The organism is Jannaschia pagri (assembly GCF_019655435.1).
In the GTDB taxonomy this organism is placed as follows: Bacteria; Pseudomonadota; Alphaproteobacteria; order Rhodobacterales; family Rhodobacteraceae; genus Jannaschia; species Jannaschia pagri.
Genome location: NZ_BPFH01000007.1, coordinates 111,484 through 125,990, shown reverse-complemented (window position 1 = coordinate 125,990; position 14,507 = coordinate 111,484). Strand labels below are relative to the sequence as shown.

The 14,507-nt window shown below is 64.7% G+C and carries 13 protein-coding genes; 6 read left to right on the top strand and 7 right to left on the bottom strand.

Going from position 1 to position 14,507, the window contains the following annotated elements:
• The first annotated feature begins 73 nt into the window (after positions 1–73).
• The 3 genes from glmU to K5R33_RS16640 are packed head-to-tail and all read left to right on the top strand — an operon-like array spanning position 74 to position 3,923.
• Positions 74–1,423: a bifunctional UDP-N-acetylglucosamine diphosphorylase/glucosamine-1-phosphate N-acetyltransferase GlmU gene (glmU, locus tag K5R33_RS16650; protein WP_220750212.1), complete on the top strand. Its 1,350-nt coding sequence runs from the start codon at positions 74–76 to the stop codon at positions 1,421–1,423.
• Positions 1,423–3,228: a glutamine--fructose-6-phosphate transaminase (isomerizing) gene (gene glmS / locus K5R33_RS16645; RefSeq protein ID WP_220750211.1), complete on the top strand. Its 1,806-nt coding sequence runs from the start codon at positions 1,423–1,425 to the stop codon at positions 3,226–3,228. Before glmU ends, glmS begins: the two co-directional genes overlap by 1 nt.
• On the top strand, positions 3,225–3,923 hold the full coding sequence (locus K5R33_RS16640) for a DNA alkylation repair protein (RefSeq protein WP_220750210.1): 699 nt from the start codon (positions 3,225–3,227) through the stop codon (positions 3,921–3,923). The genes glmS and K5R33_RS16640 overlap by 4 nt, the downstream gene beginning before the upstream one ends.
• A 41-nt stretch (positions 3,924–3,964) precedes the next feature.
• On the opposite strand, the gene K5R33_RS16635 is transcribed toward K5R33_RS16640, so the two are convergent.
• A complete protein-coding gene (locus tag K5R33_RS16635) occupies positions 3,965–4,741 on the bottom strand; it encodes a DUF2189 domain-containing protein (protein WP_220750209.1) in 777 nt (258 codons plus the stop codon).
• Between the two features lie 341 nt (positions 4,742–5,082).
• Positions 5,083–5,628, bottom strand: a complete 546-nt coding sequence (locus K5R33_RS16630) for a dienelactone hydrolase family protein (RefSeq protein WP_220750208.1) — start codon at positions 5,626–5,628, stop codon at positions 5,083–5,085.
• A gap of 122 nt (positions 5,629–5,750) precedes the next feature.
• Between K5R33_RS16630 and K5R33_RS16625 the strand changes: the two genes are divergently transcribed.
• The 3 genes from K5R33_RS16625 (at position 5,751) to K5R33_RS16615 (ending at position 10,199) form a co-directional block, all read left to right on the top strand.
• Positions 5,751–6,986, top strand: coding sequence for an aspartate kinase (locus K5R33_RS16625; RefSeq protein WP_220750207.1), 1,236 nt, complete (start codon positions 5,751–5,753; stop codon positions 6,984–6,986).
• A gap of 566 nt (positions 6,987–7,552) precedes the next feature.
• Positions 7,553–9,784 carry a phosphoenolpyruvate--protein phosphotransferase gene (ptsP, locus tag K5R33_RS16620; RefSeq protein WP_220750206.1) on the top strand — a complete coding sequence of 744 codons (2,232 nt, stop codon included), beginning with the start codon at positions 7,553–7,555 and terminating at the stop codon, positions 9,782–9,784.
• A 61-nt stretch (positions 9,785–9,845) separates the two neighbouring features.
• Positions 9,846–10,199 (top strand): DUF1330 domain-containing protein, encoded by a 354-nt coding sequence (locus tag K5R33_RS16615; RefSeq protein WP_220750205.1) that lies wholly within the window; start codon positions 9,846–9,848, stop codon positions 10,197–10,199.
• On the opposite strand, the gene K5R33_RS16610 is transcribed toward K5R33_RS16615, so the two are convergent.
• The 5 genes from K5R33_RS16610 to K5R33_RS16590 form a co-directional block, all read right to left on the bottom strand.
• On the bottom strand, positions 10,196–10,660 hold the full coding sequence (locus K5R33_RS16610; protein WP_220750204.1) for a DUF2867 domain-containing protein: 465 nt from the start codon (positions 10,658–10,660) through the stop codon (positions 10,196–10,198). The two genes, K5R33_RS16615 and K5R33_RS16610, sit on opposite strands and share 4 nt — an antisense overlap.
• Positions 10,661–10,768: 108 nt before the next feature.
• The gene (gene rsgA / locus K5R33_RS16605; RefSeq protein ID WP_220750203.1) at positions 10,769–11,815 is read right to left on the bottom strand and encodes a ribosome small subunit-dependent GTPase A; all 1,047 of its coding nucleotides are present in this window, start codon (positions 11,813–11,815) and stop codon (positions 10,769–10,771) included.
• An 81-nt stretch (positions 11,816–11,896) separates the two neighbouring features.
• Positions 11,897–12,664 carry a FadR/GntR family transcriptional regulator gene (locus K5R33_RS16600; protein ID WP_220750202.1) on the bottom strand — a complete coding sequence of 256 codons (768 nt, stop codon included), beginning with the start codon at positions 12,662–12,664 and terminating at the stop codon, positions 11,897–11,899.
• A gap of 102 nt (positions 12,665–12,766) precedes the next feature.
• Positions 12,767–13,411 (bottom strand): YiaD family glycine zipper/OmpA-like lipoprotein, encoded by a 645-nt coding sequence (locus K5R33_RS16595; RefSeq protein ID WP_373314188.1) that lies wholly within the window; start codon positions 13,409–13,411, stop codon positions 12,767–12,769.
• Positions 13,412–13,612: 201 nt separating this feature from the next.
• Positions 13,613–14,455 carry a methylated-DNA--[protein]-cysteine S-methyltransferase gene (locus tag K5R33_RS16590; protein WP_220750200.1) on the bottom strand — a complete coding sequence of 281 codons (843 nt, stop codon included), beginning with the start codon at positions 14,453–14,455 and terminating at the stop codon, positions 13,613–13,615.
• Positions 14,456–14,507: the final 52 nt, after the last annotated feature.

Below are 14,507 nucleotides of genomic sequence, written 5' to 3'. Positions count from 1 at the left end.
CTTTCGCCGACGCCGCCCTTGCGACACCCTCCGGCGCAGGTAGAACGGAGCCATCAGGAAAGAAAGGCCGAAGATGCCAACAGCTTTGATCGTGCTGGCCGCTGGGCAGGGCAGCCGCATGCACTCCGACCGCCCCAAGGTGTTGCATAGGGTCGCCCACGCCAGTCTGCTGCAGCATGCGCTGGCATCTGGTGCGTCGTTGGAGCCAGACCGAACCGTGGTCGTTGCGGGCCACGGCGGAGACAAGGTGGCGCGCGAAGTGAGCGAGCTAGACCCGGCGGCCGTTGTGGTCCGCCAGACCGAACAATTGGGCACCGGTCATGCCATGCTTCAGGCACGAGAGTCGCTCGCGGGTTTCGAGGGGGACGCCATCGTCCTGTACGGCGATACACCCTTCATTCAGCCCGAAACCCTGGAGGCGATGGTGGCGGCGCGCCGGGATGGTGCCGATATCGTGGTCCTGGGGTTTGAGGCGGCGGATCCGGGGCGGTACGGTCGCCTGGTCGCCGACGGTGATCGCCTGGAAAAGATCGTCGAAGCCAAGGATGCCTCGCCGGAGGAACTGGCGATCACCCTATGCAATTCGGGCGTGCTGGCGGCGGATGCGGGCACCCTATTCGATCTGCTGGATCAGGTGGGCAACGATAATGCGGCGGGCGAGTATTATTTGACCGATGTGCCGCGCCTCGCTCGGGCGGCACGCCTCTCTGCCCGGGTCGTGACCTGCACTGAGGAAGAAACGCTGGGCGTCAACACGCGCGCGGACCTCGCCGCCGCTGAGGCGGCGTTCCAGTCGCGCGCGCGCGCGACGGCCCTGGATCGGGGCGTGACGCTGACCACACCTGAAACGGTGTTCTTCGCCTTCGACACCGAAATTGGCCGCGACGTGGTCGTGGAACAGAACGTGGTCTTCGGCCCAGGTGTGACCATCGAAAGCGGCGCGACCATCCGCGCTTTTAGCCATCTGGAAGGCTGCCATGTGTCGGACGGCTGCGTCGTCGGCCCCTACGCACGTCTCCGACCTGGCGCGGAACTGGACCGGGATGCCCGCGTGGGCAACTTCGTGGAGGTCAAAGCCGCACAGGTCGCGGCTGGGGCCAAGATCAACCATCTCAGCTATGTGGGCGACGCCCGCGTCGGCGCAAAGGCGAACATCGGCGCTGGCACCATCACGTGCAACTATGATGGCGTCTTCAAGCACCGCACGGACATCGGGGACGGGGCCTTTATTGGCTCGAATACCTCCCTGGTGGCGCCTGTGCGCGTGGGCCACGGCGCCATGACAGGCTCGGGAAGTGTCGTGACCATGGACGTGCCCGATGGGGATCTGGCCCTCGCGCGGTCCAAACAGGTCAACAAAGATGGGTTCGGCGCGCGGCTGATGGCCCGACTGAAGGCAGCAAAAGCAAGGACGACGAACTGATGTGTGGGATTATCGGCATCCTGGGCAACCACCAAGCCGCCCCGATGATGGTCGAAGCGCTGCGGCGGCTGGAGTATCGCGGCTATGACAGCGCGGGGATCGCAACCGTCCAGGATGGCGTGTTGGATCGGCGGCGCGCGGTCGGCAAGCTGGTGAACCTGGCGGACCTGCTGGTGACCGATCCCCTGCCGGGCTTCGCGGGTATCGGACACACCCGCTGGGCCACCCATGGCGGCGTCACCCATGACAACGCCCACCCCCATCGCGCGGGCCGCGTCGCGGTCGTCCACAATGGGATCATCGAGAACTTTCAGGAGTTGCGCGCCGAGTTGGACGGCCCCTGGGAAAGCCAGACGGACACCGAAACCGTCGTCCGCCTGTGCGAGCGGTTCATGGCCGAGGGCCTGGCGCCTCGCGATGCCGCCTTTGCCACCATCGACCGGCTCAGGGGCGCCTATGCGCTGTGTTTCCTGTTTGAGGGCGAAGGTGACCTGCTGGTGTGCGGCCGCCAAGGACCCCCCTTGGCCATCGGCCACGGAGACGGCGAAATGTTTGTCGGCTCCGACGCCATCGCCCTATCGGGGATGACGGACCGTGTGACCTATCTCGAAGACGGGGACCGGGCCGTCGTGACGCGCGATGGCGCCCAGATCTACGATGCCGAGGGACGTCAAGTGGGACGGGAGGTGCGCCGCGTAACGGTCGAGGCCCGTCAGATGGAAAAGGCGGGCCACAAGCACTTCATGGCCAAGGAAATCCATGAACAGCCCCAAACCCTCGCCGATGTGATTGCCGCCTATACCGATGGTGACCGGATCGTCCCGCCCGCCGCCTATGATTGGGCCGCGACGGACCGGGTCCAGATGGTGGCCTGCGGCACCGCGCAGATCGCCTGTTCTGTGGCGAAATACTGGTTCGAGAGCCTCGCGCGCCTGCCCGTCGATGTGGATATCGCCTCCGAGTACCGCTACCGCGAGGGACCGGTGGGGGCGGATAACACGGCCCTTTTCGTCAGCCAATCAGGCGAGACGGCAGATACGCTCGCGGCGCTACGATACGCCAAGGGCAAGGCCCGCGCCATCCTGGCGGTCGTGAACGTCGCCGAAAGCACCATTGCGCGGGACAGCGATGTGGTCTTTCCGATCCATGCGGGCGTGGAAGTGGGCGTCGCCTCGACGAAAGCCTTCGTCAACCAATTGGCGGTCCTGCTGTCTCTGGCCATTCACGCGGGCGTCCAGCGCGGCCTGATCGACGCAACCCGGGAGGCGGAACTGGTGGCCGGATTCCGCGCGTTGCCGGGCCTGATCTCCTCTGCCTTGGCGATTGAGGACCGCTGCGAAGCGCTCGCCTCGCGGTTGGCCGAGGCCTCCGACATCCTCTTCCTTGGGCGCGGGCCGATGTATCCCATGGCCCATGAGGGCGCCCTGAAACTGAAGGAAATCAGCTATATCCACGCCGAGGCCTATGCCAGCGGAGAGCTAAAGCATGGGCCGATTGCCCTGGTCGACAAAACGCTTCCCGTGGTGGTCTTTGCCCCCATGGACGCGATTTTTGACAAAACCATCAGCAATATGCAGGAGGTCATGGCCCGCGACGGTCAGGTCCTGTTGGTCACCGACGCGCAAGGCGCCGCGCAAGCCTCGGACGGGGTTTGGGAAGTGCTGACGATGCCCCGTGTGGATCCGATCTTCGCCCCGATCGTCTATGCGGTGCCAGCGCAATTGCTGGCCTATCACACGGCTGTCCAGAAGGGCACCGATGTGGACCAGCCGCGCAACCTGGCCAAATCGGTCACGGTCGAATGACCGATGGTGCAAAGGACGGGGGCGAGGGACCAGTCCCTCGCGCTCCCTGGCATATTTCCGGAACATCGAAGAACGCGCTCCTGGAGGCGCTCAGATCCCATGGCGACGCAGATCGGGCAGCGCGGGACCAGGCAGCCAACAGGACGACCCGGGAAACCTGGGGCCTATCTGCGGATGTCTTGGGCGACGCCGCGAAGGCCATGCGGGACGGCCTGACGGTGGATCGGCGCGTTTTGATGGCCGACGCGCTGTGGCGCGAAGGTGTGGTCGATACACGGGTTCTGGCGGCGAAAGTCCTAACCCAGGCGCGCATTCGGCCAGATGGGGGCGCTTGGTCCCTTTTGGAGCGCTGGGTGTTTGACGTCGATTGTCGGGTCATCTGCGACGCCGTGGCCGCGGCACTCTCTCGGCGGCTGGTGGCCGAGCCCGGGCGTCTCGATGTCGTGGCGGGCTGGACCGAAGCCGCCAGCCCCTGGGCGCGGCGGCTTGCGTTCGAGGGGACACGGCCATGGGCAAAGCTGGCCCACCCGAAGGAGGCCGATGTTGCCGTTCGCGAAAGGGTTTTGGCCTGGGCGCATGGGATGTCGGGAGATGCGCGCCCGCTCATCCGCCAGGCCATTGAAGGATGGCTCAGGGACCTTGCCAAGCGGGACCCGGCGCGGGTCGCAGAGTTTCGTGAGTTAGCAGCGGAATAGATCGGCCGCGCGGATCGGCGACGGCTTAGTCGCGCGCGGGGTTACCCCACCGGCCCCTGCTCTGACGGGAGCGCGCGACGATAAAGGTGCCAGCTGGCATGGCCGAGCACTGGCAGGACGATGAACAGCCCCAGAAACCACGGGACCAAGGCCGCGATGGTCAACGTCGCGATCAGCCCCGCCCAAACGGCCATCACCCGGATGTTCGTGCGGGTAAAACGCAGGCTGAACCGCATGGCGGTGACGAAATCCACCTCCCGCTCAAGAAGCATGGGGAGGCTGATGGCAGTCAAGGCAAAGAGCAGAAACGCGCAGACCCCGCCAAAGGCCAGCTCCAGCCCGATCATCATAAGGCCGCGTCCATTCAAGTAGCTGGCAAGATCATCCGGCGGCCCCAAAAGCGCGGCGGGCCCCATGATCAACGCGAACAGCATATGGGCCAGGAAGGACCAGAACAGGAAAAAGATCAGCATCATCGCGCCCGCCCAGGGGATCTGACGCGTCCGCTCTTGCCAAACCACTGCCAGCACATCCGCAAATCGCAGCGTTCCCCCATCCTGCAACCGGCGGCTCACCTCATAGAGGCCCACCGCGAGGAACGGCGCCAGCAACGGAAAACCCAGGGTCAGCGTCAATGTCCAGGTGAACAGCCCCGCCCCGAGAAACAGCAACGCGAACCCGGCCACCACGTAGACCGCCGCAAAGAACAGCCCGTACTGCGGCGCCGTCACGAAATCGCGAAGGCCCGCCCCGAGTGCGGCAATCAAATCGGACAGGGTCAATCGCGTGACATCTCTTAGGTTGGGCGACGGGTTCATGGGGTACTCTCGTACAAACTGGGCCGTGGGGCTTTGACCTGGATCATGGCAGGCCGCGGCGCCTCTGTCGCGTGTGCCCAGCGCCGCAGGGCAGAGCCGCCTTCGGGTCCGAGCCGCCGTCTGTAGAAAGCCAGGTGCTGCTGCCGGGGCAGATAGAAGGGGGGATCGTTCGACCGATGGGCGTGTCGGTTGAAGACCTGTGAGGATGGATCGCCGTCACGGAAGTTGTACGGCTTAGACGCACGGACGGGCCAAGAACGGGCAAGCTTCGCACGCGCCCGCATCGTCCCGTCCCGAGCACACTACCTCGGCCCCTGCCCTACAAACCGCAGGCGGCTTCGTCATTTGGCGTGATTTGGCAAAGTGGATGGATCGCTCAGGTCGGACAGGATCCGCCGCTCCGTCTCCCGAACGGCGCGAGATGCCGTATCAAGGTAGTAGTCGTGGGCCGCGCCGTCGAAAACAGTGGCGCGTTTGGGGACCTGGCGCACCCATGCGTCGTTCGGCCTGGCGGGATCCTCGGCCCCAAAAAACACACGATGCGGGATCGCGATTGGGCCCTCGGACCGAAGGCGGGTTGAAGACACGCAGAACAGATGGGAGAGCGGCGCGCCCTGCTGGACCGCGCGCCAGAGCGCTGTGCCCCCAGCACTGTAGCCGAGGCCGATCCAACCGGTCACGTCCACGTCCCGGAGCGCTCCAACGGCTCTGGCCATGCCATCCTGGCGGAACAGATGATCATGCAATGCCGCGCCCGAGAGACCCGGCGCATCGCTGAGCGCGGCCAACGACAGACGCTTGACCGGCTGGAGACGGGCGCACCGGGCCGAGAGGCACCGGGACGCGGATGGCGCGTCGTGGATGTCTGTGACGACGAGGGTCGGCATGGGGCCGCTCTACCGCTTTGGGCCGCAGCTGCCAATGTGAGCAGACGTGGGGCGCCTGCTGACCTTGCCCCCGGACGCCCCCTGCCCTAACAGGCCCCGGACCAATGACCCGGAGGCGCCCGATGCCGCGACTCGTGATGAAATTCGGCGGGACCTCCGTCGCCAACCTCGACCGTATCAAGCGCGTCGCCAAACGCGTGGGCGTTGAAGTGGCCAAGGGCTATGAGGTGATCGTCGTGGTCTCGGCCATGTCTGGCAAGACGAATGAGTTGGTGGGGTGGGTGAACGAAACCTCCGCCCTGTACGACGCGCGGGAATACGATGCGGTCGTGTCCTCGGGCGAGAACGTCACGGCCGGTTTGCTGGCGCTGGTGTTGCAGGAAAACGGGATCGAGGCCCGGTCCTGGCAGGGCTGGCAGGTGCCCGTGAAGACGTCGTCTGCCCATTCCGCCGCGCGGATCGAAGAGATCCCCACCGACAACTTCGACGCCAAGTTTTCCGCCGGGATGCAGGTGGCCGTGGTTGCGGGGTTCCAAGGGATCAGCCCCGAAGGCCGGATCACCACCCTGGGACGCGGCGGGTCGGACACCACAGCCGTGGCCTTTGCCGCCGCCCACAGCGCGGAACGCTGCGACATATATACGGACGTGGACGGCGTTTACACCACCGACCCCCGCGTCACCCGCAAGGCGCGCAAGCTGGATGCCATCGCCTTCGAGGAGATGTTGGAGCTGGCGTCGTTGGGCGCCAAGGTCTTGCAAACGCGCTCGGTCGAATTGGCCATGCGCTACAAGGTGCGCCTGCGGGTGCTGTCGAGTTTCGAGGAAATGAGCGACAACGCGGGCACGCTGGTCTGCGACGAGGAGGACATCATGGAAAGCAATGTGGTCGCCGGGGTCGCCTTTAGCCGCGACGAAGCCAAGATGACCCTGGTCTCGGTCGCCGACCGCCCAGGTGTGAGCGCCGCCATCTTTGGCCCCCTGGCCGACGCGGGCGTCAACGTCGACATGATCGTGCAGAACATCGCCGAAGATGGTCGCACGGACATGACCTTTAGCCTGCCCGTCGATCAAGTGGCCCGCGCCGAGAAAGCCATGGCCGAGGCCAAGGATTCCGGTGACATCAACTTCCACGATTTGATCGCGGATACGGAGGTCAGCAAGGTCTCGGTGGTGGGCATTGGCATGCGGTCCCACGCGGGCGTTGCCGCCAAGATGTTCGAGGCGCTGTCCGCCGAAGGCGTGAACATCAAAGTCATCACAACGTCCGAGATTAAGATCAGCGTGTTGATCGACCGAAAGTACATGGAACTCGCAGTCCAAGCGCTGCACGATGCGTTCGAGTTGGAAACGGCCTGAGGTCTGGTCGCCGCTTCGGGCGGCTCCTGCTGCGCGACAGCTTTGCCTTGCGCGCCCCAGTGTACCCACAGCACGGGACCTGAGGGGCGGACTGGGGCGCTGCCCCAGACCCCGGAAGTATTTTTGCCGAGAAGAAGGCGGGGATCGTTAACCTTAATGAGAGGTTGACGTGTGACCTGGTGTGCGCGCACCGTCCGGTTCCGAGTGGTCCGATCCATGGGCGTCACGGATTTTTTGGCAGGATATGATATAGGCGACGATGGCTCTGACGCCGTCGCGTGGCAGTTCCGTCAAACGGCTTCGGCGGCCATCTGGACCAAGCAGACGCGTTCGAACACCGCACGGCCGGAGATGCGCCCAGACATCTGATCGGATTGCGCAAGTGGTGAGCGTGTTGGGCGCTTAACGGCGCCGCAGCAGACGGGAAGCGGATCAGGAGTGCCATGTTGGGCGGCGTGCAACGTCCGATTGTCCATATCCTGTGCATCTTTGGTGCCCATGACGCAACGAAGCCTCCCCAACGGGGTTCCGCTGCCCTATACCCGTGTCCCGAGAGGGAGAGCAGAATGCCGCTGACCAAGGAAAGCGAAAGCCGCAAATTGTTGCGGCGTCTTCAGGGTGTGATGGCCGATGCCGACGCGGGCCAGGAACGGCTGGATCGGATCGTCGATCTGGTCGCAACCTCCATGGGGACAGAGGTCTGCTCCATCTATTTGCTGCGCGATGTGGAGACCCTGGAACTCTGTGCGACCTTCGGCCTGAATGCGGCGGCTGTTCATGTGACACGGATGCGCGTGGGGGAAGGTCTGGTCGGGCAGGTCGCGCGCACCCGTCGCGCGGTCAACACGCGGGATGCCCCATCGACTAAGGGCTTTCGCTACATGCCGGAGACCGGCGAAGAGGTGTATTCCAGCTTTCTTGGGGTGCCGATCCAGCGGCTAGGGGAACGTCTCGGCGTGTTGGTCGTGCAATCCCGCGATGCCCGCGCGTACACCGACGATGAGGTCTACGCCCTAGAAGTCGTGGCCATGGTCCTGGCCGAGATGACCGAATTGGGGGCCTTCGTCGGGGAAGGCGAGGCGCTGCGTCCCCGTCATCGGCAACAGGTCATGGTGCGGGGCATTACCGGCCAAGAAGGCAGCGCCGAGGGCGTTGTACACCTGCACGACCCGCGCGTGGTCATAACAAAGCCCATTAGCGACGATCCAGACCATGAGCGCGCGCGCCTGACCGAAGCCATCGATGCCATGCGCGTCTCGGTCGACCAAATGCTGACCAATGCCTCGGGCGACAGCGAACAAACCGAGGTGATCGAAGCCTTTCGTATGTTTGCCTATTCCCGGTCTTGGTTGCGGCGGATGGAGGCCGACATCGACGCGGGCCTGACCGCCGAGGCCGCCGTCGAAAAGGAACAGACAGCCGCGCGGGCGCGTATGGCGGGCGCAGACCCGTACCTGCGCGATCGGCTTGCGGATCTGGATGACCTGTCGAACCGCCTGTTGCGGATGCTCACCGGACAGGGGCGGGCGACCTCGGACCTGCCGGAGGGTGCGGTGCTGGTGGCACGCAACATCGGGCCCGGTGAATTGCTCGAATATGGGCGGCGGCTGCGGGGCGTGGTGTTGGAAGACGGCGCCGTGGGCAGCCATGCGGCCATTGTCGCACGGGCCTGGGCAATTCCCCTAGTCTTGCAGGCGAGTGGCATCACGTCCGAGGCCCTCTCCGGTGACCCAATCCTGGTGGATGGCGATCAGGGGATCGTTCACTTGCGCCCCGATGAAGCCGTCCGGGCGGCCTTTGCCGACAAGCTGGCCATGCAGGCCGAAGCGCAAACGCGCTATGCCTCGATCCGGGATCGGGCCTGCGTGACGGCGGATGGCCATCGGATCGAGATGCTGATGAACGCGGGCCTTATGGCGGACCTTCCCTCGCTCGAATCGTCGGGCGCCGAAGGCGTTGGTCTGTTTCGCACGGAATTGCAGTTTCTGACCCGCAACAAAGTGCCCAAGCGGGGCGAGTTGGCGAGCCTTTACGCCCGCGTCATGGAAGCGGCCAAGGGCAAGACGGTGACCTTTCGGACGCTCGATATCGGGTCCGACAAGGTGCTCCCTTACATGAAGTCCCAGGATGAGCCGAACCCGGCCCTGGGCTGGCGCGCCATCCGGGTGGGGCTGGACAAGAAGGGCGTCATGCGGATGCAGCTGCAAGCGCTGCTGCGGGCCGCCAATGGGCGCCCCCTGTCGCTGATGTTTCCCTTCATTGCGCAGATGGAGGAATTCATTGCCGCCCGGGGCCACCTGCTGCGGGAGATCCATCGCGAAACCTCGCTTGGTCATGCCCTGCCGGAGACCTTGCGCGTGGGCGCCATGCTAGAGACCCCCTCGATGGCCTTCGCCCCCCGGCGGTTCTTTGAAGAGGCCGATTTCATCTCCATCGGCGGGAACGACCTGAAACAGTTTTTCTTTGCGGCGGATCGCGAAAATGAGCGGGTGAGACGGCGGTACGACACGCTGAACGTCTCGTTCCTGAGCTTGATTGAGCAGATCGTGGCGCGCTGCGCCGAGACAGATACGCCGGTCAGTTTCTGTGGCGAAGACGCCGGTCGTCCGGTGGAGGCCCTGTGCTTCGCAGCCATGGGCCTGCGGTGTTTGTCCATGCGGCCTGCCTCCATCGGACCGGTGAAACATATCCTGCTGCGCTCTAACCTGGCCGAAGTGCGGGAGGTTATCTCGGCAGCACGGGACGCGGGCGAACAGACGGTGCGCCCGGCTGTGATGGAGTATCTCCGCACGCGGTGACCCAGCGCGGCGCTTGCGTTACGGGCCGACCCGACGCAGGCTGCTGGAAGGGGGAGCCGCCATGCCGGTCTATGTGATCTTCGACGTCGAAATCCACGACCAAGCCCGCTACGCGACCTTCATGGATCGGGTAAAACCGGCCATTGAGGCGGCAGGGGCACGGTATTTGGTACGCGGTGGTGCCCATCGCGTCCACGAAGGCGCCTGGAGCCCCCGCCGGTTGGTTGTGCTGGAATTCCCCTCTGCCGAGGCTTGGGACGCGTTCTACACGGGCGATGTCTATCGCGGTTTGAAATCAATCCGTGAGCGCGCCGCAACGGCTCGTCTTGTCAGTGTCGACGGTTTGGAGCCAGAAACTGTGGCGCAGGTTAGCCCGCCGCCGGATACCTCGCCGGATGACGGCGATCCGAGTTAGGCCACGGCCGGAGCCCGCGCCACGCGGGCAAGCGCATTGCGCGCAATGGCGATATGGAACGGCATGATTGCCGCCAAATAGAGACGACCGCCGAGGTTATGGGGGTCCACCCAAGTGGCCAATGACACCTGCCCGCCCTGTGACATGACGGAGACGCGAAAGTTGAGGTGTTTGTCGTCAAACCCCGCGACCAACTCCGCCTCATCGTCATATTCCACGGGGAAGGGGCCGACCTTGTCCGGCGCCTCCGGGCCATCCTGGGACAGGCCAAAGGGCGAGGTGACAAGGCGTCGAACCTGAAGCAACCCGCGCGCCCAATCGGGAAAATCCGTGATGATCCCCGCGGCGGCGCGGGGGGACATGGCACTGGCCACCCCATAGCAGTCTAGGAAATCGCCGGGGCGACGCAGGGCATGCAAACGACTGTCGGCGGGTAAGGGTACGGTTCGCACATCGGGCATGGGTCATCTCGCGTCAGGGACAATGGTAGAATGCGCCGCGGCCCCGGTCGCGGCAAGCGACGTGAGGGCGCAGAGTGTCGCGCCTCGATGTGCCCAGATGGCCCGGCCTCAGCGTCTCTTGGACCTGAGCGCCTGTTTGACCGTTTTCCCGAACGCCTTGTCCTTGCGCCGCCGCTCCGCCAAGTCGGCGGAGTTGAAGGCGTCCTCGGCGGCCAATTTGCGCCACCGCTCCAGGCGCGCCGGATCAATCTGCCCCGCAGCAATGGCCGCGCGCACGGCACAACCCGGCTCTGCTTCGTGGGCGCAGTCGTTGAATTTGCACGCGCCCGCCAAGTCCGTGATGTCGGAAAAGACCTCGCTGATCCCCGCGGCCACATCCGTCAACTGCAACTCCCGCATTCCGGGCGTGTCCAGAACGGCGAACCCGCCCGGCGTCACGTGCAATTCCCGTCGCGTGGTCGTGTGACGCCCACGGGCATCGTCTTCGCGGATCGTTCCGGTCGCGGCCAGGTCTTCCCCGAGGAGCGCATTGAGCAGGGTCGATTTTCCGACACCCGAAGTCCCGAGAAACGCAACGGTACACCCGGGGCGGCACCAGGGCGCGAACGCCTCTGCCGCCGCGCTGTCCTTGGCGTTCACGGCCACACAGGCTACTTCCTTGGACAGACCTTGAGCTTGGGCCAGGTAGGGGGCCGGGTCCGATTGATCCGCCTTGGTCAGAACGATCACCGGGTCAGCACCCGCGTCAAAGGTCAGGGCCAAGAACCGCTCTAGCCGGGCCACATTGAAATCCGCGTTGCAGGACGTGACGACGAACACCGTGTCGATGTTCGCGGCAATCAATTGCACGCTACGCTCATGGCCAGCCGCACGGCGTTTCAGCAGGCTTTTACGATCCAAAATCGTCGGCGGCTGCGTTGGCAGCACCCAATCCCCCACGGCCACATCGGCGATGGGCGGCAGCGTCCAAGTGGTTTCCCCATCGGTCACATGGACCTCGACCCGATCAACCCGCGTGACCCGTATCGGCGGCGCTTGACTCAGAGCCTCTGGCGTCACCTGCATCGCAAAGTGAGTCTGCCATCCCAGCGCAGCTAGAGGCGTGGGCGCAGGTGGTTTCACGTTCGGCATGAACTGGGAGTAGTCGCGGACCATGGGGCCTCCGAAGCCGTCACCCTACGGTAGCGCAGGGATCACCACGCAACCACAGGGATCGGGCGAGGGACCACGAAAACGCTATCGCCCGACTTCCTTTTGCAGTCTCAGACGCGCCACATCTTCGTGACGGTCCGCAGCCCGTTGATCGGCCAGGGCCCCTCTCACAAATGTCAGATGGGCCTCCACGGCGGCGCGCGCACCCTCCGGATCGCGGGCCTGGAGCGCGAGGTTGATGGCGCGGTGCTGATCGAGCAGCATATCGCGGGTGTTGCGCTGCTTGAACATGATGGAGCGGTTGTAGAACACGCCCTCCCGCAGCAGGTCCATCATCGACCGCATCATGTGGAGCATGATGACATTATGGCTCGCCTCGATGATGGCCATGTGGAAATCCGCATCGAGCCCCGCCTCTTCAGACGGATCGCGCTTGCTGTGGGCCGCCTCCATCTTGCGAAAGATCGTGTCCACCAGCGCCAGATCCGTGTCGGAGCCCTTGCGCGCCGCCCGGGCAGCGGCCAAGCCTTCCATGTCCTGGCGAAACGCGATGTAATCCTCCAAAGCGTCTTCCTGGGTCGCGAACAGGCGGATGAGGGCCGGTGAGAAGGCGGAGCCGAGCACATCGGCTACGAAGACGCCCGCCCCCGCGCGCGACACCAGAAGGCCCCGCGTCTGCAACTCCGACACCGCTTCGCGCAGGCTGGGCCGGGAGACGCCCAAACGCTCCGACAGCTCCCGCTCCGAGGGCAGCCGATCGCCGGGTCGCAAAATGCCACGTAGAATCAGGTTCTCGATCTGACGGACAACGGCAGAGGCGAGCTTTTCAGCTTCGATCAGTTGGAACGGCATGGGAACCCCTTGGAATTGGTCAAAAGATATGACCACCTCGAACCAAGGGCAAGTAATAGGCGCGCGACATGGGCGCGCGCACCCCGCGCGCGCCCAGTAACGTCACTGGTTAGGCGTGATGATGATCTCGACCCGACGGTTCCGTTGACGCCCCTCGGGCGTGTTGTTGGTCGCGATGGGCTGGCTTTCACCCCGGCCAAACGACACAATCCGGCTGCTGGGGACGCCGGTTTCCAGCAACACACCAGACACCGCACGGGCCCGCCGTTCCGACAATCCCTGGTTATAATCCGCCGAGCCATCGCTGTCGGTATGGCCAATGACCTGCACGGTCGTGTTCGGGTATTGCAGCAGGTTCTGCCCCAGGGCGCGAATATCCCCTTGCAGGTCGCCCCGCAGGTTGGCGCTGTCGGTCGCGAACAGAATGTCCTGGGGCATGGTCACAATTAGCTGCTCACCGGTGTTGGTGATCGTGATCCGGTCATCGCCCAATTGGCGGCGCAGGTCGGCGGCCTGCCGGTCCAACTGCTGACCGATGGCCGCGCCCACACCGGCGCCGAGGGCCCCTCCGATGACGGCCTTCTCAAGATCCCCGTCGCTGGCAACCCCAGCGACCACAGCGCCGGCCAAGCCCCCGAGGATGGCGCCATTGGCGGTGCGGTTGGGGTCGCCTTCGGGCGTCGTGACACATCCGGTCAAGGCGAGGGCCGCCGCGGTGACAAAGAGAACGGGGGTTTTACGGGTCATGCTCATATGGGTCTTTCCGTGTGATTGGGCTGTGCGCCTGAACCCTCAATGCATGGCGGCCCTCGGGGTTCCAAGGTCCGACGCTCCAACGACCGCGATGCGCGAGGCTCCGCCGCAGATGACCACACGCCCGCCGATAAGCAATAGAAAGCCGTGGTTATGGGATAACACAGGTGCCGTCCGTCCCCTTGACACCGCCCCCTAGCCCGCCTCCACCCGACTGCTTTCCCAAGCGAGCATGGCACGTTTGACCGGCAGCCCCCAGTGGTAGCCGCCCAGACCGCCCGACTTCCGCAAGGCCCGATGGCATGGAATGAGCCAGGACACGGGATTGCGCCCCACAGCCGTGCCCACAGCCCGCACGGCCTTGGGCGATCCGATGCGCGTCGCGATTTCTGAGTATGTGGTGACATGGCCAGACGGGATTTGCATCAGGGCCTCCCAAACTTTGATTTGGAAAGGCCCGCCGATCAGGTGCAGCCGCGCATCGCCCACCCCCCGAAACAGGGCTTCAGCCATGGCGGGAATGTCCGCACCTTCCACATAATTTGCATTGGGCCATCGGGCCCGCATATCGGCCATGGCCGCCGCGCGCCCCGTTTCTGCCGTGAAGGCCAAGCCACAGATCCCCCGATCCGTTGCCAAGACCAACACTTCGCCAAAGGGGCTATCCCCATAGCCATACCGGATCGCCAAGCCCTCGCCGCCGCGCGCATACTCCCCAGGGGACATCGCCTCCCACCGCAGAAATAGGTCATGGAGCCGTCCCGTCCCCGACAACCCTGCGCTGGCCGCCGTGTCGAGCAAAGTAAACCGCTCGTTCAACAGCGCCTTAGCGTGCCCCAGGGTAAGGTACTGCTGAAATCGCTTGGGGCTCACGCCCGCCCAAGCGCTGAAAACCCGTTGGAAATGCGCGGGCGACATGTGCATCTCGCTAGCCAGCTCCTCCAACGTCAGGGGCGCATCGGCGCGGGCGTCGATCACCTCGATGGCGCGGCGCATGGTTTGGTAGTGATAGGCGCCCTCGGCGGTCTCGATCTGCATGGCGGAACCCTTTCAGCTTGGCATGACCGTAAGCGGGTCGCGCAAATCCCGC

What these genes read in the sequence shown, in the direction of transcription:
- glmU (WP_220750212.1), top strand. Translation starts at nt 74, where the DNA reads ATGCCAACAGCTTTGATCGTGCTGGCCGCTGGGCAGGGCAGCCGCATG.
- glmS (WP_220750211.1), top strand. Translation starts at nt 1,423, where the DNA reads ATGTGTGGGATTATCGGCATCCTGGGCAACCACCAAGCCGCCCCGATG.
- K5R33_RS16640 (WP_220750210.1), top strand. Translation starts at nt 3,225, where the DNA reads ATGACCGATGGTGCAAAGGACGGGGGCGAGGGACCAGTCCCTCGCGCT.
- K5R33_RS16635 (WP_220750209.1), bottom strand. Translation starts at nt 4,741, where the DNA reads ATGAACCCGTCGCCCAACCTAAGAGATGTCACGCGATTGACCCTGTCC.
- K5R33_RS16630 (WP_220750208.1), bottom strand. Translation starts at nt 5,628, where the DNA reads ATGCCGACCCTCGTCGTCACAGACATCCACGACGCGCCATCCGCGTCC.
- K5R33_RS16625 (WP_220750207.1), top strand. Translation starts at nt 5,751, where the DNA reads ATGCCGCGACTCGTGATGAAATTCGGCGGGACCTCCGTCGCCAACCTC.
- ptsP (WP_220750206.1), top strand. Translation starts at nt 7,553, where the DNA reads ATGCCGCTGACCAAGGAAAGCGAAAGCCGCAAATTGTTGCGGCGTCTT.
- K5R33_RS16615 (WP_220750205.1), top strand. Translation starts at nt 9,846, where the DNA reads ATGCCGGTCTATGTGATCTTCGACGTCGAAATCCACGACCAAGCCCGC.
- K5R33_RS16610 (WP_220750204.1), bottom strand. Translation starts at nt 10,660, where the DNA reads ATGCCCGATGTGCGAACCGTACCCTTACCCGCCGACAGTCGTTTGCAT.
- rsgA (WP_220750203.1), bottom strand. Translation starts at nt 11,815, where the DNA reads ATGGTCCGCGACTACTCCCAGTTCATGCCGAACGTGAAACCACCTGCG.
- K5R33_RS16600 (WP_220750202.1), bottom strand. Translation starts at nt 12,664, where the DNA reads ATGCCGTTCCAACTGATCGAAGCTGAAAAGCTCGCCTCTGCCGTTGTC.
- K5R33_RS16595 (WP_373314188.1), bottom strand. Translation starts at nt 13,411, where the DNA reads ATGACCCGTAAAACCCCCGTTCTCTTTGTCACCGCGGCGGCCCTCGCC.
- K5R33_RS16590 (WP_220750200.1), bottom strand. Translation starts at nt 14,455, where the DNA reads ATGCAGATCGAGACCGCCGAGGGCGCCTATCACTACCAAACCATGCGC.